We start from the raw sequence: 17615 nt of genomic DNA, 5'->3' as shown, positions 1-17615 counted from the left end.
ATGCATCGCTGCCCGCGGACGGGCAACCTCGCAAGGGTACCCGCTTCACGCCGGGGATTCAACGCGAGCGCTCGGACCACCAGGCCAGGAGCCGGCGCTCCGCCTCCTCCGCGGCGAGGGGCCCCTCGTCGAGGCGCAGCTCGAGGAGGTGGCGGTAGGCCTCGCCGACCTCCCGGCCGGGCCCGATCCCGAGGATGCGCATGATCGCCTCCCCGTCGAGGTCCGGACGGATCGCGGCGAGCTCCTCGGCCTCCTGGAGCTCCGCGATGCGGCGCTCGATGTCGTCGTAGGCGTGGGCGAGCCGCTCCGCCTTCCGGCGATTGCGCGTCGTCACGTCGGCGCGGACGAGGATGTGGAGCCGCTCGAGGAGGGGGCCCGCGTCTCGCACGTAGCGGCGCACGGCGGAGTCCGTCCACGCGGAATCGGTGTAGCCGAAGAAGCGGAGATGGAGGCGCACGAGCTCCGCGACCGACTTCACCGTCTCGGTCGGGAAGCGCAGGGCGCGCAGCCGCTTCGCCGCGAGCTTCGCGCCGACCGCGTCGTGGTGGTGGAAGGTGACCGCGCCGCCCGGCTCGATGTGCCGCGTCGCCGGCTTGCCGATGTCGTGCAGCAGCGCCGCGAGGCGGAGCACCAGGTCGGGCTCGTGGCCGCGCTCGCGCTCGAGGTCGATCGCCTGCCGCAGCACCGTGAGGCTGTGCTCGTAGACGTCTTTGTGGTGCGCGTGCTCGTCGATCTCGAGCCGCAGTGCCGGGACCTCGGGGAGCACGACGGCCGCGAGCCCCGTCTCGACGAGGATGCGGATGCCGGGCACCGGGTCCGGGGCGAGGAGCAGCTTCGAGAGCTCGTCGCCCACGCGCTCCGCCGAGATGATCTCGAGCCGCCCGGCCATGTCGGCCATGGCCTCCAGCGCCTCCGGGTCGATCTCGAAGCCGAGCCGGCTCGCGAAGCGGGCGCCGCGCAGCATCCGCAGCGGGTCGTCGCCGAAGGAGACCTCCGGGGCGCCGGGGGTGCGGAGCCGTCGGACGAGGAGGTCGTCGAGACCGCCGGCGGGGTCGACCAGCCGGGGCGCGCCGCCGGGCTCCGCGTCGAGCCGCAGCGCCATGGCGTTGACGGCGAAGTCGCGACGCGTGAGGTCGGCCTCGAGGCTGTCGCCGAAGGCCACCTCCGGCTTGCGGCTCGACGGGTCGTACTCGTCGCTGCGGTAGGTGGTGATCTCGACCGTCTGCCCCTGCACGCGCGCGCCGATCGTGCCGAACTCGCGCCCGATGTCCCAGTGCGCCTCGGCCATGGGGGCGACCAGCTCGAGGATGCGGGCGGGGCGCGCGTCGGTCGTGAGGTCCAGATCCGAGACGGGACGGCCGAGGAAGGCGTCCCGCACGGGGCCGCCGACGAGGGAGAGCTCGTGGCCGGCCTCCGCGAAGCGGGTCGCGAGGGCGGCGATGGCGGGGGATGCGGCCAGCTGCTGGAGCCGCTGCAGGGCGGTGGCGACGCTCTCCATGGTGCCCCGAGCCTACCCGGCGGTCCGCGCGTGGAGGCCGCTCCGGGGGAGGCGGGCTCTACACTCGGAGGCATGCCGGCCGAGCGCACCCGAGGTTTCCGCGCGTGCGGATGACCCTGCTGCGCGCAGGGGCGGCCCTCGGCCTCGCCGCCCTGCCGATCGCGGCGCTGCCGACGGCCGCGAGCGCCGCGGCCCCCGCCCCGTCGCCGGCGCCGAGCACGAACTCGACGACCGCGCCCTCCGCGGGCGGCGTGCTCCGCACCCCGAGCCCCGCCGAGGCGCGGCGCACGGCGGGCGACGGCCTCCAGGTGGCGATGGTCGCGCCGCTCGTGCTCCCGCCGACCGCCGGCGGACTCGTGAGCGCGGAGGATCTCGAGGTCTTCACGGGGCCCGACGGGATGCTCACCCGGCAGCTCGACGCCCTCGCCGACCGCCCCGTGACGATCGGCATCGACCCGCGGATCATCGCCTCCATCCGCGTGCTCGGCGGCTCGGCCCCCGCCACGGCGACCGCCTGGCTCGACCGCCTCGACCGCGTCTCGAACGAGACCTTCCTCCTCGCCTACGCGGATGCGGATGTCGTCGCGACCGCGCAGGCGGGCGGCCGCGCGGCGCTCGACCCGGTCGACTTCGGCTTCGCGATCCAGGCCGACCGCTTCTCCGAGCCGGTCGAGGAGCCGGAGGCGCCCGAGGCGCCGACGCCCGACCCCGACGCGACCGCCGACCCCGACGCGACGGCGGCCCCGCCGGCCGCCGAGGACGAGGAGCCCGCGCAGCCCGCGCCGGGCGGGCTCCCCCCGCGCCCGGTCGACGTCGAGGATGTCGTCGGCTGGGACGCCGACATCGAGGGTCTCGCCTGGCCGGCGGACGACACGGTCGTCCAGGCCGACCTCCCGATGCTCCAGGAGGCGGGCGTCGAGCATCTCCTCCTCGGCTCGCGGAACGTGCGCGGCGACGCGCCCCGGCTGCAGCTCGACGACGGTCTCGACGCGCTCGTCGTCGACAGCGCGCTGAGCGACCGCCTCCGGGTCGCCGCCGAGGCCGCCTCGCTCGAGGAGGGTGCGGATGCGCGCCGGGTGCTCCGCCGTGCGGTCTCGGCCGCCGTGCGCGCCGGCGAGGGCGAGCTCGTCCTCGCGCTCGACCGCGCCTGGCCCATCCAGGACGACCCGCAGATCGGCGAGGCCGTCGACGCGGTCGCCTCCGTCGACGGCGTCCAGACGACCGGGCTCGGCGCGCTGCTCGAGGGCGATGCCGAGGCGGGCGAGATCCGCGATCGCGCCGAGGACGAGGAGCGGGTCACGCGCGTCGGGCGCCTGCTCCGCGCCGAGAGCGCCGATCAGCGCTACGCGGTGATCGCGGAGGACCCGCTCATCCTCACGGGCGAGCGACGGCTCGACCTCCTGGCCGCCCTCTCGACGACGTGGCTGCGCAACGCGACCGACTGGGAGGTCGCGACGGACGAGTTCCTCCAGCAGTCGCGCGAGCTGCGCGCCTCCGTCCAGGTCGTCGACAGCAGCGACCTCCTCGCCCTCGGCGCCGAGGCGCGGCTGCCGGTGACGGTGAGCAACGCCCTCGACGTCCCGGTGCGCGTCTACGCGACCGCCGACCCGCAGCGGCCGGTACTGTCGATCCCGGCGTCGGCCCAGCCGGTCGAGATCGTCGTGCAGCCCCAGTCGACCGCCACGGGCTACATCCCGGCGCAGGCGATCTCGAACGGGCAGGTCGAGGTCCGCATCGCGCTCGCGACCGCGGGGGAGCGGCCCGTCGGCGCCGCGAGCCGCGTCCGCGTCGACCTCCAGGCCGGGTGGGAGACGGCGGGCGTCGCGATCATGGGCGCGCTCGTCGTCGTCGTGTTCGGCGCCGGCATCGCGCGGAACATCGTGAAGCGCCGTCGCGCCCGCAGCGCCGGCGAGGCCGCCGGGGATGCGGGCGCCGAGCCCGCCGCGGACCGTGGCTGAGGCGGGCCGCAGCGGCGGACTCGGCCGCGCCAGCGTCCTCCTCGCCTCCGGCACGCTCGTCTCGCGGGTGCTCGGCTTCGTCAACGCGGCCGTGCTCGCGGCGGTCATCGGCCTCAACGGCCAGGCCTCGACGGCCTTCGCGGTCGCGAACCAGCTGCCGAACAACATCTACGCGATCATCGCGGGCGGCCTGCTGAGCGCCGTCCTCGTGCCGCAGATCGTGCGGGCTGCGCTCCACGACGACGGCGGCCAGCGCTTCATCAACCGCCTGGTGACCCTCGGCATCGTCGTCTTCGCGGGCGTCACCGTGCTCGCCACGCTCGCGGCGCCGCTCCTCGTCCGCGTCTACGCCAGCTCCGGCGGCCAGCTGCAGGGCGACGCGCTCGACCTCGCGATCGCCTTCGCCTCCTGGTGCCTGCCGCAGATCTTCTTCTACGCCGTCTACAGCCTCCTCGGCGAGGTCCTCAACGCGCGCGGCGTCTTCGGCCCCTTCACCTGGGCGCCCGTCCTCAACAACCTCGTCATGATCGGCTCGGTGCTCGCGTTCGCGCTCGCGCTCGGCGGCGACGTCCCGCTCCGCGACCCCGCGTCCTGGACGGCGGATCGCGTGGCCTGGCTCGCGGGCGGGGCGACGCTCGGCGTCGCGGCGCAGGCGCTCATCCTCGTCGTCTTCTGGCGGCGCACGGGCCTGGGCTTCCGCCTCGACTTCCGCTGGCGCGGCGTCGGCCTCGGCGCTGCGGGCCGCGCGGCCGGCTGGACCTTCGGCATGATCCTCGTGACGCAGCTGGCGGGCATCGTGCAGAGCCAGGTCGCGACCTCGGCGGATGCCGTGGACGCCTCCTCGCGCGCGCTCATGGTCGCCTGGCTCGTCTTCATGCTCCCCCACTCGATCATCGCCGTCTCGATCGCGACGCCGTACTTCACGCGCATGAGCCATCACGCCCGCGACGGGGAGCTGGATCGGGTCCGGGCGGACCTCGCCGACTCGCTGCGGACGGTCGGGATGCTGATCTTCGGCACGGGCGTCGCGCTCGTCGCAGCCTCCGTCCCCTTCGCGGCCCTCTTCGGCCGCACGGGCGCCGAGATCACGAGCACCGCGCTCGTGCTCGTCGCCTTCCTCGTCGGCCTGGTGCCGTTCAGCACGCTGTTCCTGCTGCAGCGCACGTTCTACGCGCTCGGCGACACCCGGACGCCGTTCTTCATCCAGCTCGTGCAGGCGGGGGTCTTCGTCTCGGGCGCGCTCCTCGTGCTGCTGCTCCCCAGCCCGCTCATCGCGATCGGCCTCGCGATCGTGACGACCGTCGCGGGCACGGTCCAGGCGATCGTCGCCCTGCTGGTGCTGCGGCGGCGCCTCGGCGGCCTCGACAGCGCCCGCTGGATCTCGGGCTTCGGGCGCTTCGCGCTGGCGACCATCCCCGCGGGGCTCGCCGGCCTCCTCGTCCTCTGGCCGCTCGGCGGCCTCGGACTCACCGGCGGCGCGGGGGAGCCGGGCGTCTTCGCGACCGCCCACCCCGTGAGCTCGGCGCTCTCCGTGGGCCTCGTCGGGGCCGCATCCCTCGCCGTGTACCTCGGCGTCATCGCGCTCATGCGGGTGCCCGAGCTGCGGGTCATGGCCGGCCCGATCCTGCGCCGACTGCCCGGTCGGGGCTAGGGCTCCGAACCCCTCGGCGACCCCGCCGGCGGGGAATGGCGAGCACCTAGGATGTGTTCTACCCGCCAAGGCAGCGACCAGAAGGAGACCTGCGCGATGCGCCAGCTCATCATCATCGGCTCGGGACCGGCGGGCTACACCGCGGCGATCTACGCCGCTCGTGCGAACCTCCGCCCGCTCGTCATCGCGAGCTCCGTCGAGTTCGGCGGCGAGCTCATGAAGACGACCGAGGTCGAGAACTTCCCCGGGTTCCCCGAGGGCATCATGGGCCCCGAGCTCATGATGAAGATGCAGGAGCAGGCCGAGCGCTTCGGCGCCGAGATCGTCTACGACGACGTCACCGACCTCGAGCTGGCGGGCGAGGTCAAGACCGTGCGCACCGCGCTCGGCGAGACCTACGAGGCGCTGACCGTCATCTACGCGACCGGCTCCGCCTACCGCAAGCTCGGCCTCGAGAGCGAGAACCGCCTCAGCGGCTACGGCGTCTCGTGGTGCGCGACCTGCGACGGCGCCTTCTTCAAGCAGAAGCACGTCGCGGTAATCGGCGGCGGCGACTCCGCGCTCGAGGAGGCCACCTTCCTCACGCGCTTCGCCGAGAAGGTCTCCCTCGTGCACCGCCGCGACGAGCTCCGCGCCTCCGCCGCGATGCAGGAGCGCGCCTTCGCCGACCCGAAGATCGAGTTCCTCTGGAACCAGGAGGTGGCCGACATCTCGGGCGCCGAGAAGGTCGACGGCATCACGCTGACCTCGACGCTCGACTCGGGGGAGCGCACCTCGCTCGACCTCGACGGCGTCTTCGTCGCGATCGGCGCCGACCCGCGCACGCACCTCGTGCACGGGCAGCTCGACCTCACCGCCGAGGGGACGATCGCCGTCGAGGGGCGGAGCTCGAAGACGAACCTCCCCGGCGTCTTCGCCGCGGGCGACGTCATCGACCCGACCTACAAGCAGGCGGCCACGGCCGCCGGATCGGGCGTCGTCGCGGCGCTCGACGCCGAGCACTACCTCGCGGCGCTCCCGAAGGAGACGCTCGCGAAGGCCGACGGCGTCGTCCCGGTCGACGAGATCAACGGCCGCGCCGAGGGCTCGTCGCCCGCCTGAGCCGACGGCCGCCCGGCCGATCCGAACCACGCGTCCCCCGCGGGCCGCACATCGAAGGAGCAGATATGTCCAACGCCAAGGCCGTCACCGACGCCGACTTCGCCACCGAGGTCCTCTCGAGCTCGAAGCCGATCATGGTCGACTTCTGGGCCGAGTGGTGCGGCCCGTGCCGCGCCGTCTCGCCCATCCTCGACAAGATCGCCGAGGAGCACGCCGACAAGATCGACATCGTGAAGCTCGACGTCGACGCGAACCCCGAGACCGCTATGAAGTACGGCATCACCTCGATCCCCGCCATGTACGTCTTCAAGGACGGCGAGGTCGTGAAGCGCATGGTCGGCGCGAAGCCGAAGCCCGCCATCGAGGCGGACCTCGCCGAGTTCATCGCCTGATCGGCCGGTCCACCCCGGTACCCGTGGCCCCGTTCCCGCTCGCGGGGGCGGGGCCCCGTCGTTCCCGCCCGTATCCTGGATCCCATCGACTGATCGGACGAGCAGCATGACGACACCGGCATCCCAGGGCACCAACCTCGACCCGTGGTTCGGCGCCTACGCCGCCCGCACGGCCGGCCTCAGCGCCTCCGAGGTCCGAGCCCTGTTCGCCGTGGCCAGCCGCCCCGAGGTCGTCTCCCTCGCGGGCGGGATGCCGTACGTCTCCGCGCTCCCCACCGAGCTCCTGCAGTCGGCGGTGGATCGGGCGGTGCGCGAGCAGGGACCGGTCGCCCTCCAGTACGGCTCGGGCCAGGGCTCGCCGGCACTGCGGGAGCAGATCCTCGACGTCATGTCGCTCGAGGGCATCCGCGCCTCCGTCGACGACGTCGTCGTGACGACCGGCTCGCAGCACGCGCTCGAGCTCATGGCGAAGCTCTTCCTCGACCCGGGTGATGTCGTGATCGCGGAGGGACCGAGCTACGTCACGGCCGTGACCGTCTTCAAGTCCTTCCAGGCGGAGGTCGTGCACGTCCCCATGGACGACGAGGGCCTCCAGCCGCAGGCGCTTCAGGAGACGATCGACCGGCTCAAGGCCTCGGGCCGCCGGATCAAGTTCATCTACACGATCCCGTCCTTCCACAACCCGATGGGCGTGACCCTCCCGTGGCAGCGCCGCGTCGAGATCCTCGAGATCGCCCGCCGTGCCGAGATCCTCGTCGTCGAGGACAACCCCTACGGCCTCCTCTACTTCGATCAGGCGCCGCCGCAGGCGATGCGCTCGGTCGAGGAGGACGGCGTCGTGTATCTCGGGACCTTCTCGAAGACCTTCGCGCCCGGTCTCCGCGTCGGCTGGGCTGTCGCCCCGCACGCCATCCGGGAGAAGCTCGTGCTCGCCAACGAGGCCGCGGTGCTCTCGCCGTCGAGCTTCTCGCAGACCGTCATCTCCGAGTACCTCGCGACCGCCGACTGGCGAGGCCAGATCGACACCTTCCGCGGCGTCTACCGGGAGCGGCGGGATGCCATGCTCGACGCGCTCGGACGCCATCTGCCCTCGCTCGACTGGACGGTGCCGAGCGGCGGCTTCTACGTGTGGCTGCGGCTGCCCGAGCACCTCGACTCGAAGGCGATGCTCCCGCGCGCCGTCAAGGAGCTCGTCGCCTACACGCCGGGCACCGCGTTCTACGCCGACGGGGGCGGGCGCAGCGCGATCCGCCTGTCGTTCTGCTACCCGACCCCCGACTTCATCCGCGAGGGCATCCGCCGGCTCGCGAACGTCATCAACGGCGAGCTCGAGCTCCTCGGCGAGTTCGCCCAGACCGGATCGCTCCCCGCACAGACGGAGCAGACCCGCCAGAACCTGCTGCCCCCGAGCATCGGCTAGGAGCCATGACCGCATCCTCCCTCTCCCGCGTCGTCGTGCTCGCCGGCGGGATCTCGCACGAGCGCGACGTGTCGCTGCGCTCCGGCCGCCGCGTCGCGGACGCGCTGCTCGAGCACGGCGTCGAGATCGAGCTCGTCGACCCCGATGCGAGCCTCCTCGAGCAGCTCCGCGCGAATCGGCCCGATGTCGTCTGGCCCGCACTGCACGGCGCGAGCGGCGAGGACGGCGCGCTCCGCGGGCTCCTCGAGTTCCTCGGCGTGCCCTTCGTGGGCTCGGATGCCGCCGCGTCGCGTCTCGCCTGGGACAAGCCCACCGCGAAGACGATCGCCGAGCGCGCCGGCGTCCCCACGCCCCGCTCGATCACCCTCCCGCGGGACGCGTTCCGCGAGCTCGGCGCCGATGCGGTGTTCGCGGCGATCTCGGACGAGCTCGTCCCGCCGCTCGTCGTGAAGCCCGCCCGCGGCGGCTCGGCTCAGGGCGTGACGATCGTCGAGGACGCGGCGGGCCTGCCGCGCGCGATGGTCGACGCCTACACCTACGGGGATGTCGCGCTCGTCGAGCAGCGGATCACCGGCACCGAGATCGCGGTCGGCGTGATCGACACGGGTGACGGCCCGGTCGCCCTCCCGGCGGTGGAGATCGAGCCGCTCTCCGGCGTGTACAGCTTCGAGGCTCGTTACAACGCGGGGGAGACCCGCTTCTACACCCCGGCCCGGATCTCCGAGGAGGTCGCGGCGCGCGCCGCCGAGGCCGCGCTCACCGCACACCGCGCACTCGGGCTGCGGCACGTCTCGCGCGTCGACCTCATCGTCGACGGCGCGGGAACGCCGTGGTTCCTCGAGGCGAACGTGCTGCCCGGCCTCACGGAGACCTCGCTGCTCCCCCAGGCGCTCGAGGCCGCGGGACACGACCTCGGCTGGGTCTACCTCAAGCTCGCGGAATCGGCCGCAAAGCCGGTCTGATCAGGACTTTCTGCGGCCGTCGGCTCTGCTACCGGAAGCCGTCCTGACCCAGCACCCCGAGGATGCGGTTGAGGTCGCCCACGCTCGCGAAGTCGATCGTGACGGTCCCCTTCGCACGCCCGAGCTGGATCTTCACCCGCGTGTCGAGTCGGTCCCCGAGCGCACCCGCGATCTCGTCGAGCTGACCCTGACGCCCTCCCGCCAGTGGCTTCGGCTTCGCACCCGACTTCTTCGCCTCGCTCGTGAGGGCCTCTGCAGCGCGCACCGAGAGGTCCTCGTTCACGATCTTCGCCGCGATGCGCTCCATGGCGGCCGGCTCGCCCGCCGAGAGGACGGCGCGTGCGTGGCCGGCGCTGAGGACACCCGCCGCGACCCGCCGCTGCACCGACTCGGGGAGTCGGAGGAGGCGCAGCGTGTTCGTGATCTGCGGGCGCGAGCGGCCGATGCGCTCCCCGAGCTGCTCCTGCGTGATCCCGAAGTCGGCGAGGAGCTGCTGGTAGGCGGAGGCCTCCTCGAGCGGGTTGAGCTGCGCACGGTGGAGGTTCTCGAGCAGCGCGTCGCGCAGCATGTCCTCGTCCGCGGTCTCCCGGATGACGGCGGGGATCGCATCCAGCCCGGCCGCCTTCGTGGCGCGGAGACGCCGCTCGCCCATGATGAGCTCGTACTTCGGCTCGCCCGCGGCGGCGCCCGCACGGGGGCGCACGACGATGGGCTGGAGGACGCCGAACTCCCGGACGGAGAGGATCAGCTCGTTGAGCTCCTCCTCGCGGAATTCGGTGCGCGGCTGCACCGCGTTCGGCACGATGTCGGCGGGGTCGAGTCGCGCGAGCCGCGCGCCCGGCACGGCGACGAGCTCCGGCTCCTCGACGCGCGGCGAGCCGCCCTCGGGGAAGAACACGTCGACCGGCCGCTGCTGCGTCGTCGATCCGTCGTCGGAGGTCGGGATGAGCGCGCCGATGCCGCGCCCGAGTCCCGTCCGCTTGGGAGCGGCCATCAGCGCTCTCCTCTCATGGCGATCTCGGCGGCCGCCTCCCGATAGGAGAGGGAGCCGGCCGAGTTCAGGTCGTAGCTGATCACGGTCTGCTGGTAGCTGGGCGCCTCGGAGATGCGGACGCTGCGGGGGATGAGGGTGTCGAGGACCTGCTCGGGGAAGTGCTCGCGCACCTCCTCGACGACCTGGTTCGCGAGATTGGTCCGAGCGTCGTACATCGTGAGCAGGATCGTCGAGACGCGGAGCTCGGGGTTGAGGTGCCGCTCGATGAGCTTGATGTTGTTGAGCAGCTGGCTCAGCCCCTCGAGCGCGTAGTACTCGCACTGGATGGGGATGAGGACCTCGCGCGCGGCGACGAAGGCGTTGATCGTGAGGAGGCCGAGGGAAGGCGGGCAGTCGATGAAGACGTAGTCGACCGGATCGTCGGCCTCGGTGAAGTACTCCTCGAGGGACTTCTTGAGCCGCTGCTCGCGTGCGACGAGCGAGACGAGCTCGATCTCGGCGCCCGCGAGGTGGATCGTGGCCGGCACGCACCACAGGGTGTCGAACTCGGGGCTCTTCTGCACGACGTCGTCGATGGGGATGTCGTTGATGAGCACGTCGTAGACACTCGGCGTCTCGGAGCGGTGCTCGACGCCGAGCGCGGTCGACGCGTTGCCCTGGGGGTCGAGATCGATGACGACGACGCGCGCGCCCGCGCGCGCGAGCGACGCCGCGAGGTTGACGGTCGTCGTGGTCTTCCCGACACCGCCCTTCTGGTTCGCGATGGTGAGGATGCGGGTGCGCTCGGGCCGGGGGAGGACCTGCTCCGCGAGGTTCTGCCGTCGCCGCGCGAGATCGGCGACCTCTCGCGCGAGCGGTGTCGCGGCGTCGTAGGGCTGCTGGGTGCTCACCGGTGGATCGAACTCCTGATGTTCCACGTGAAACACGCGGATCTCGCTGGCGCCGTGACGGGTCTCGGCTCGGGCGGGGGACCTCCCAACTGTACCCGCGGCGGCGGCACCGCGACGGCGTCGGCCGGAGGTGGATTCCCGAGGAGCTCGCGCAACGCCGCCCCGTCCATGTGCATGCGGCACGTCCCCGCCCCGACGCGCCATGGGAGCTCGGACGGTCATGCGAGTCGGCACCGTCTCGCGACGCGCGGGACACGCTCCGGCGCCGCGCATCACGCCGTGCCGTCGCCGGCCGGCGTGCGTCTCGGGCCGCTTCCGTGCCGTGGTGTGCGCTCTTCGATTCGGGCGTCCGTGCACGCCGAACGCGATGTCGCCCGGAATCAGGCCCTCGGTTTCACGTGAAACATCCCCGGGCACCGCTCATCTGCCAGGACCGCCCCGCGCCCGCCCCGACACGGAGGAGAACCGTTGCGGCCGTACGCCGCAATCCACGCGGACACCGCCCGGGAAGCCTGTCATCGGCGACACGCCGTCCCCGCCTGCCGGATCTCGTCCCAGGGCGAATCCCGGAATCACCTGGGTCGCGCGCGATCGTCGCGCGCCCTCGTGACGTGAGAAGGCAGCCGATCGCGCCGGGCCTCCAGCCCATCGCACTCCGAGGGCGTCGGCTGGGCATCGTGCTCAGGTCCCGCGAGACCACCCGCTTCGCCTCAGGAGGCGTTGAGCTCGGCCCGGCGGATCGACCGGGCCTCCGCGGCCCGGTGGACTCCGGCGACCTCAGCTTCGAGTCGACGGGATCTCACGCCAGGAACCCGAATCCGGCAGCCGCCCACCTCACCGCGCGGCACCGCCCGCACTCCATCGATGAGATCGAGCGCGTTCGCTCGCATCAAAGAACCGTGTCGAGAGCTCCGACGGTGGGCGACCACCTGACCCCACAGCCCCGTCCGTCACCCGGACGTGCGGCCTCCGCCGGACGCGCCCGCGCGACGCGAGCGGGGGCCGGAAGCCCGTCGTGCAGGATCGTGCCATCGCCGACCGCCATCAGCCCCACCGCCCCGCGCACTCGGAGAGCGGTCCACATCACCGTCCGTCATTCTGCGGCGAAGGGTCGGCCCAGCGCGACCGCGCGAGCCGGGGAAGGCCTGCACTCCTCGCGCAGGATCACGGCGCCACCACATCGTCGGACGTCGACTCGCAGTCCATCATCGGCGAGCATCGCGCCATCGCCGACCACCACCAGCCCACCGCCCTGGGCACTGGGGGAGCGGCCCGCATCGCCGCCCGTGATCCGGACGTACGGCGTCTGCCCGCCGTGATCGCGCGAGCCGGGGGAGAGGGAGGGGGAGAATCCCGTCGCGGAGCATCGCGCCATCGCCCACCATCACCAGCCGACCGCGCCGCGCAATCAGACGAGGACCGATATCGTCACGTCCCGGGGCGGCGAGAGAAGACATCGCTCGCGGTGATGTTTCACGTGAAACCCCCATCTCATACGACCGACATTCAAGCGAACCATCCGCACGGCCTTGATGCCGCCAACGAAGCCCGCTCCGGACGCGTCCGATCACATCCCGTCGCCTCAGCCACGTTGTCGACGAAGTCCATCCGCCCCGGTGCGCTGGATCCGAACAGACGGCCTGCATGACCGCACTGGATCACGTTGCCGGCCCCGCCGGTCACCGCGCGCCGACCGCGCGCGAACCCGAGGCCGAGCCCGAGTCACGACCGACTCAGGCGGACGCCGGCTTCGTCGCGCGGAAGACGCGCGTGACCTCGGAGATCACGCCCTCGCCGAGCACGACGGTCGACACGCTCTCGAGTCGCGCCTTCTTGATCGCCTTCTGCGCCGCCTCGATCTCCTCCTCGATGCGCGCACCCTTCATGAACACGAGCTCGCCACCGGGCTTGAGCAGGGGAGCGGTGATGGGGATGAGCTTCGAGAGGGCGCTGACCGCCCGCGCCGTCACCTGATCGAACTCGCCGCGATGCGGGCCGAGCTCCTCGGCGCGAGCGCGCTCCACCGTGACGTTCTCCAGGCCGAGCCGCTGCTGCTCCGAGCGGAGCCAGTCGACGCGGCGCTCCATCGGCTCGACGAGCACGAACTCCAGATCGGGGCGCGCGATCGCGAGGACGATCCCGGGAAGGCCCGCCCCGCTCCCAATGTCGGCGACCCGCCCGCGCAGCAGCGGCGCGACGAGCGCGCAGTTGAGCACGTGCCGCGTCCACAGGCGCGGGACCTCGAGCGGCCCCACGAGTCCCAGCTCCTCGCCGCGGCGCGCGAGCTCCCAGGTGTAGGCGCGGGCGAGCGGCAGCCGCTCGCCGAACAGCGACTCGGCGGCCGCGGGCTCGAGCTCGAGCTCGGTCGGCACCGTCGACGGGGGAGTGGGGGAGTCGGTCCCGCGGATCTCGCTCATCGATGTTTCACGTGAAACGCGTCAGGCGCGCGTGATCACCGTGTGGCGGTCGCGACCCTCGCCCTCGGACTGCGAGGTGAGACCGCGATCGGCGACGATGTCGTGCACGAGCTTGCGCTCGTAGGAGGACATCGGGGGCAGGGATGCCGTGGTGGCGCCCGCCTCGATGCGCTCGACCGCGTGGTCGACGAGCGCGGCGAGCTCCGACGCGCGGGCGTCGCGCGATCCTCCGACGTCGAGGATGAGACGTGAGAAACGCCCCGTGCTGCTCTGCACGGCGAGGCGGGTGAGCTCCTGCAGGGCCGTGACGGTCTCCGGCTTGGCGATGAGCGACAGATTCGACTCGCCCGAGGCCGTCACCGAGAGGTAGGCGCGGCCGCCGCGGGCATCGATGTCGATGTCGCCGTCGATGTCCGCGAGGTCGAGGAGCTCCTCGATGTAGTCCGCGGCGATGTCGCCCTCGTCGACGAGCTCCTGCTCGGTCGGCTCGTCACCGGACGCGCGCTCGGTCTTCACTGCATCGGTCATGGGGGGATCCCGTCATCTCTTGGCGCCGCCGCCGGACTTCTTCGATCGGTTCTTGCCCACCGGCTGCTGGCGCTGGGTCGTGACCTTCTTCTGCTCGATCTCCGCGACCTGCTCCTCAGCCAGCGTCTGCGCGTCATCCGCCATGCGGGCGCGGTTCTTCTTCGCGAGGCGTGCCTCGCGGGCGAGCGCCGCCTCGCTGCCCGGCGTCGGCATGTTGCGGATCACGAGGAACTGCTGGCCCATGGTCCAGAAGTTCGAGACGAGCCAGTAGAACATCACGCCGATGGGGAAGGCGAAGCCGGAGAAGGCGAAGACGAGGGGGAGGATGTACAGCAGGATGCGCTGCTGCCGGAACATCGGGCTGGCCATCATCTCGGGGCTCTGGTTCTTCGACATGATCTGCAGCTGCGTGATGAACTGCGACGCGGTCATGAGGATGACCATGACGGCGGCGATGATGATGACGGTCCAGTTGACCGGGTCCTGCTCGAGCGAGCTCTGGATGCTGAACCGCAGCGGGGCGATCCCGAAGAGCGAGGCGCTGCCGAACTGCTCCGACAGCTCCTGCGAGAGGAGGCCGACGCCCGCGCGGAAGCTCCCGTCGGGCTGCGGCTTCGCCTCGTTGAGCACCGAGAAGAGGCTGAAGAAGATCGGCATCTGGATCAGCAGGGGGAGGCACGAGGCGAACGGCGAGGTGCCGGCCTTCCGGTACATCTCCATGGTCTCTCGCTGCATCGCCTCGCGAGAGTACTGATCCTTCTTGCCGCGGTACTTGTCCTGGATCTTCTTGAGCTGGGGCGCGACCTCGAGCATCTTGCGCTGGCTCTTGATCTGGCGCACGAAGATGGGGATGAGCGCGGCGCGCACGATGAGGACCAGGCCGACGATCGAGAGCACCCAGGTGAGGCCGGCCGCCGGATCCATGCCGAGGAGCTCGAGCAGGGTGTGGAACCCGACGAGGATCGCCTCGATGACCCACTTGATGGGCCAGAGGATGGTGCCGATGATGTCCATGCCGGGTGTCAGGCCTTTCCATTGCCCGCGAGCACGAAGCCGAAGCGGGTGATGCGGTGTCGGGGAGGGTCGAAGTGCCCGGGGACGTCGTCGACGCCGCCCGCGGCCCAGGGGTGGCAGCGCGCGATCCGCTTCGTCCCGAGCCAGATCCCGCGCACGACGCCGTGGCGCTGGATCGCTTCGAGAGCATAAGCCGAGCAGCTTGGGTAGTACCTGCACACCTGGCCGTAGAGCGGCGAGATCACCGCGCGGTAGACGCGGAGGATCACGACGCAGACGTTGCGGGGGAGCAGCAGGATGCTCTGCCCGAGCCCGCGGATCATGCCCGCACCGACGAGGTCCGGCGCATCGCCGTCTGCAGCTCCTCGCGGAGCTCGTGGAAGTCGCGATCGGCGCAGCCCGGGAGCCCACGGACCACGACGTCCGCGCCGACGGCCCCCGCATCCACCATCTCCCGGCCGATGGCCCGGAGACGACGACGCCACCGGTTCCGCTGGACGGCGTTGCCGATGGCGCGCGAGGCGATGAAGCCGAATCGCATGGGCTCGTCCGAGCCGCGCTCGAGGCGATAGACGACCGAGGTCGGCGAGGTCGACCGTCGACCGCGGCGCACGGTCAGGCGGAAGTCCTGCGCGCGGACCACCCGGTTCGCCTTCGCGAGCACGGGACGGGTCAGGCGGAGAGCTCGGTGCGGCCCTTGCGACGACGGGCGGCCAGGATGGCGCGGCCGGCGCGGGTGCGCATGCGCAGACGGAAGCCGTGCACCTTGGCGCGACGGCGGTTGTTCGGCTGGAAGGTTCGCTTGCTCATAGTGGTCTCCAACGCCCGGCGAGGGACCGGGATGGTCGCGACCGGGAAGATCAGGTTGCAGCCGGGGGCTGCGTCAACTGATTAAAGATAGGCCCCCGGATGCCGAGGGTCAAACTGCGCAGGGCAAACGCCCATCATGCACGAGCCGTCGCCACCGGCGGGGAACGGCGCGCCGTGAATCCCGGGCGTGTCGCAAGGTCGGTCGCTGTGCTGGTTCTCCCCACGGGTTTCCACAGATCGCCCACAGCGTGGATAATCCTGTGGATAACCCATCCCGTCGAGAGGAAGCGCACGACATGGCCGACGAAGCCGACGCGACCCGCGAGCTCTGGGATGCCGTCACCGCCCGGCTGGGCGACGACACCCGCATCACGCCGCAGCTCCACGGCTTCATCAACCTCGTCGAGCCGAAGGGCGTGCTCGCCGGCACCCTCTACCTCGAGGTCCCGAACGAGCTGACCCGCGGGATGCTCGAGCAGCGGATCCGCATCCCACTCCTCGACGCCATCTCGTCGACCGGCGGCGAGTTCGGCGTCCAGAACTTCGCGATCGTCGTGAACCCCGAGATCCGCACGGAGGTCCTCAAGCCCGTCGAGGAGACGGCCGCCTCCATCTCCTACGTCGAGGACACCGCACCGCCCATCCAGGCGACCCGCGGCGACAGCCGGCTCAACCCGAAGTACAACTTCGACAACTTCGTCATCGGCGGCTCGAACCGCTTCGCGCACGCTGCGGCGGTCGCCGTCGCGGAGGCGCCCGCGAAGTCCTACAACCCGCTCTTCATCTACGGCGACTCCGGGCTCGGCAAGACGCACCTCCTCCACGCGATCGGCCACTACGCCGAGAACCTGTATCCGGGGATCCGCGTCCGCTACGTGAGCTCCGAGGAGTTCACGAACGACTTCATCAACTCGATCGCCTCGAACCGCGGCTCGGTCTTCAACACCCGCTATCGCGAGATCGACATCCTCCTCATCGACGACATCCAGTTCCTCCAGGGGAAGGACTCGACGCAGGAGGCGTTCTTCCACACCTTCAACACGCTGCACGACCACAACAAGCAGGTCGTGATCACGAGCGATGTCGCGCCGAAGCACCTCACGGGATTCGAGGACCGGATGCGGTCGCGCTTCGAGTGGGGCCTCATCACCGACGTGCAGGCGCCCGATCTCGAGACGCGCATCGCGATCCTGCGGAAGAAGGCCCAGAGCGAGAAGCTGCAGGTGCCGCACGACATCCTCGAGTTCATGGCGACGAAGGTCTCCTCGAACATCCGCGAGCTCGAGGGCACGCTCATCCGCGTCACCGCCTTCGCGAACCTCAACCGCACGGCGGTCGACCTGCAGCTCGTGCAGACGGTGCTCAAGGACCTCATCACCCTCGACGAGGACAACGTCATCGCGCCGGTCGACATCATCAACCACACCGCGGACTACTTCAAGCTCACGGTCGACGACCTCTACGGCTCGAGCCGGAGCCAGGCGGTCGCCACGGCGCGGCAGATCGCGATGTACCTGTGCCGCGAGCTCACGAGCCTCTCGCTGCCGAAGATCGGGCAGCTCTTCGGCAACCGCGACCACACGACCGTGATGTACGCGAACAAGAAGATCAGCGAGCTCATGAAGGAGCGCCGCTCGATCTACAACCAGGTCACGGAGCTGACGAGCCGCATCAAGCAGGACCAGCGCTACCGCTGAGCCGCGCCGGTCCGCCGGCCGTCGGATGCCGTCACCGGCATCCGCGCGCTCCAGCCGCCGTGTCGGAGACCGGAAGAACCCCCTCCTGCCCCCTGTTCTGGGGACTCCACTTCCCACATGTGGAGAAGTTGTGGAAAGTCGTGGACAACGCCGGAGGGGCCTGTGCACAGATCATGGTCGCCCTGTGGATTCCGGATCGGCCATGGCACGCGTCTCCACGGATGCCGCCGCGGTCATCGACAGCTCGTCAACAACTCACACGCGTGTAGTTCCCCGCCGCGAA

Annotated in this window: 16 protein-coding genes; 7 read left to right on the top strand and 9 right to left on the bottom strand. The window is 71.3% G+C overall.

Going from position 1 to position 17615, the window contains the following annotated elements; translation table 11 throughout:
* Positions 1–58: 58 nt before the first annotated feature.
* The gene (locus tag OF852_RS10045; protein ID WP_271119020.1) at positions 59–1498 is read right to left on the bottom strand and encodes a CCA tRNA nucleotidyltransferase; all 1440 of its coding nucleotides are present in this window, start codon (positions 1496–1498) and stop codon (positions 59–61) included.
* 110 nt (positions 1499–1608) lie between these two features.
* On the opposite strand from OF852_RS10045, the gene OF852_RS10040 reads away from it, so the two are divergent.
* From OF852_RS10040 to OF852_RS10015, 6 genes are all read left to right on the top strand, one after another.
* Positions 1609–3456 (top strand): DUF6049 family protein, encoded by a 1848-nt coding sequence (locus tag OF852_RS10040; RefSeq protein ID WP_271121161.1) that lies wholly within the window; start codon positions 1609–1611, stop codon positions 3454–3456.
* Positions 3449–5107 carry a murein biosynthesis integral membrane protein MurJ gene (murJ, locus tag OF852_RS10035; RefSeq protein ID WP_333781458.1) on the top strand — a complete coding sequence of 553 codons (1659 nt, stop codon included), beginning with the start codon at positions 3449–3451 and terminating at the stop codon, positions 5105–5107. The genes OF852_RS10040 and murJ overlap by 8 nt, the downstream gene beginning before the upstream one ends.
* Positions 5108–5203: 96 nt before the next feature.
* On the top strand, positions 5204–6208 hold the full coding sequence (gene trxB / locus OF852_RS10030) for a thioredoxin-disulfide reductase (protein ID WP_271119018.1): 1005 nt from the start codon (positions 5204–5206) through the stop codon (positions 6206–6208).
* Positions 6209–6273: 65 nt separating this feature from the next.
* Positions 6274–6600, top strand: coding sequence for a thioredoxin (trxA, locus tag OF852_RS10025; protein WP_271119017.1), 327 nt, complete (start codon positions 6274–6276; stop codon positions 6598–6600).
* A 106-nt stretch (positions 6601–6706) separates the two neighbouring features.
* Positions 6707–8020 carry an aminotransferase-like domain-containing protein gene (locus OF852_RS10020; protein ID WP_271119016.1) on the top strand — a complete coding sequence of 438 codons (1314 nt, stop codon included), beginning with the start codon at positions 6707–6709 and terminating at the stop codon, positions 8018–8020.
* Between the two features lie 5 nt (positions 8021–8025).
* Positions 8026–8982, top strand: coding sequence for a D-alanine--D-alanine ligase family protein (locus tag OF852_RS10015; protein WP_271119015.1), 957 nt, complete (start codon positions 8026–8028; stop codon positions 8980–8982).
* A gap of 28 nt (positions 8983–9010) precedes the next feature.
* Here the strand turns inward: OF852_RS10015 and OF852_RS10010 are convergent, their stop codons facing one another.
* The 8 genes from OF852_RS10010 to rpmH form a co-directional block, all read right to left on the bottom strand.
* Positions 9011–9976, bottom strand: a complete 966-nt coding sequence (locus OF852_RS10010) for a ParB/RepB/Spo0J family partition protein (protein WP_271119014.1) — start codon at positions 9974–9976, stop codon at positions 9011–9013.
* Positions 9976–10866, bottom strand: coding sequence for a ParA family protein (locus tag OF852_RS10005; protein ID WP_442908622.1), 891 nt, complete (start codon positions 10864–10866; stop codon positions 9976–9978). The genes OF852_RS10010 and OF852_RS10005 overlap by 1 nt, the downstream gene beginning before the upstream one ends.
* Before the next feature lie 1733 nt (positions 10867–12599).
* Positions 12600–13283 carry a 16S rRNA (guanine(527)-N(7))-methyltransferase RsmG gene (rsmG, locus tag OF852_RS10000; RefSeq protein ID WP_442908621.1) on the bottom strand — a complete coding sequence of 228 codons (684 nt, stop codon included), beginning with the start codon at positions 13281–13283 and terminating at the stop codon, positions 12600–12602.
* Between the two features lie 21 nt (positions 13284–13304).
* A complete protein-coding gene (locus OF852_RS09995; RefSeq protein WP_271119012.1) occupies positions 13305–13811 on the bottom strand; it encodes a Jag family protein in 507 nt (168 codons plus the stop codon).
* Between the two features lie 12 nt (positions 13812–13823).
* Positions 13824–14825, bottom strand: a complete 1002-nt coding sequence (yidC, locus tag OF852_RS09990) for a membrane protein insertase YidC (protein ID WP_271119011.1) — start codon at positions 14823–14825, stop codon at positions 13824–13826.
* 8 nt (positions 14826–14833) lie between these two features.
* Positions 14834–15148 carry a membrane protein insertion efficiency factor YidD gene (gene yidD / locus OF852_RS09985; RefSeq protein WP_271119010.1) on the bottom strand — a complete coding sequence of 105 codons (315 nt, stop codon included), beginning with the start codon at positions 15146–15148 and terminating at the stop codon, positions 14834–14836.
* Entirely contained in the window at positions 15145–15468 is a 324-nt protein-coding gene (gene rnpA / locus OF852_RS09980) for a ribonuclease P protein component (protein WP_271119009.1), read from the bottom strand. Before rnpA ends, yidD begins: the two co-directional genes overlap by 4 nt.
* 29 nt (positions 15469–15497) lie before the next feature.
* Positions 15498–15635: a 50S ribosomal protein L34 gene (rpmH, locus tag OF852_RS09975; RefSeq protein ID WP_022881903.1), complete on the bottom strand. Its 138-nt coding sequence runs from the start codon at positions 15633–15635 to the stop codon at positions 15498–15500.
* Between the two features lie 296 nt (positions 15636–15931).
* Between rpmH and dnaA the strand changes: the two genes are divergently transcribed.
* Positions 15932–17332 carry a chromosomal replication initiator protein DnaA gene (gene dnaA, locus OF852_RS09970; RefSeq protein WP_271119008.1) on the top strand — a complete coding sequence of 467 codons (1401 nt, stop codon included), beginning with the start codon at positions 15932–15934 and terminating at the stop codon, positions 17330–17332.
* Positions 17333–17615 lie beyond the last annotated feature (283 nt).

It is taken from the genome of Homoserinibacter sp. YIM 151385 (assembly GCF_027912415.1).
Classification (GTDB): Bacteria; Actinomycetota; Actinomycetes; order Actinomycetales; family Microbacteriaceae; genus Schumannella.
This window is presented reverse-complemented; position numbering and strand designations above follow the sequence as displayed.

What these genes read in the sequence shown, in the direction of transcription:
- rsmG (WP_442908621.1), bottom strand. Translation starts at nt 13,283, where the DNA reads ATGAGCGAGATCCGCGGGACCGACTCCCCCACTCCCCCGTCGACGGTG.
- yidD (WP_271119010.1), bottom strand. Translation starts at nt 15,148, where the DNA reads ATGATCCGCGGGCTCGGGCAGAGCATCCTGCTGCTCCCCCGCAACGTC.
- OF852_RS10020 (WP_271119016.1), top strand. Translation starts at nt 6,707, where the DNA reads ATGACGACACCGGCATCCCAGGGCACCAACCTCGACCCGTGGTTCGGC.
- OF852_RS10015 (WP_271119015.1), top strand. Translation starts at nt 8,026, where the DNA reads ATGACCGCATCCTCCCTCTCCCGCGTCGTCGTGCTCGCCGGCGGGATC.
- trxB (WP_271119018.1), top strand. Translation starts at nt 5,204, where the DNA reads ATGCGCCAGCTCATCATCATCGGCTCGGGACCGGCGGGCTACACCGCG.
- OF852_RS10010 (WP_271119014.1), bottom strand. Translation starts at nt 9,976, where the DNA reads ATGGCCGCTCCCAAGCGGACGGGACTCGGGCGCGGCATCGGCGCGCTC.
- OF852_RS09995 (WP_271119012.1), bottom strand. Translation starts at nt 13,811, where the DNA reads ATGACCGATGCAGTGAAGACCGAGCGCGCGTCCGGTGACGAGCCGACC.
- trxA (WP_271119017.1), top strand. Translation starts at nt 6,274, where the DNA reads ATGTCCAACGCCAAGGCCGTCACCGACGCCGACTTCGCCACCGAGGTC.
- OF852_RS10045 (WP_271119020.1), bottom strand. Translation starts at nt 1,498, where the DNA reads ATGGAGAGCGTCGCCACCGCCCTGCAGCGGCTCCAGCAGCTGGCCGCA.
- OF852_RS10040 (WP_271121161.1), top strand. Translation starts at nt 1,609, where the DNA reads ATGACCCTGCTGCGCGCAGGGGCGGCCCTCGGCCTCGCCGCCCTGCCG.
- rpmH (WP_022881903.1), bottom strand. Translation starts at nt 15,635, where the DNA reads ATGAGCAAGCGAACCTTCCAGCCGAACAACCGCCGTCGCGCCAAGGTG.
- dnaA (WP_271119008.1), top strand. Translation starts at nt 15,932, where the DNA reads ATGGCCGACGAAGCCGACGCGACCCGCGAGCTCTGGGATGCCGTCACC.
- yidC (WP_271119011.1), bottom strand. Translation starts at nt 14,825, where the DNA reads ATGGACATCATCGGCACCATCCTCTGGCCCATCAAGTGGGTCATCGAG.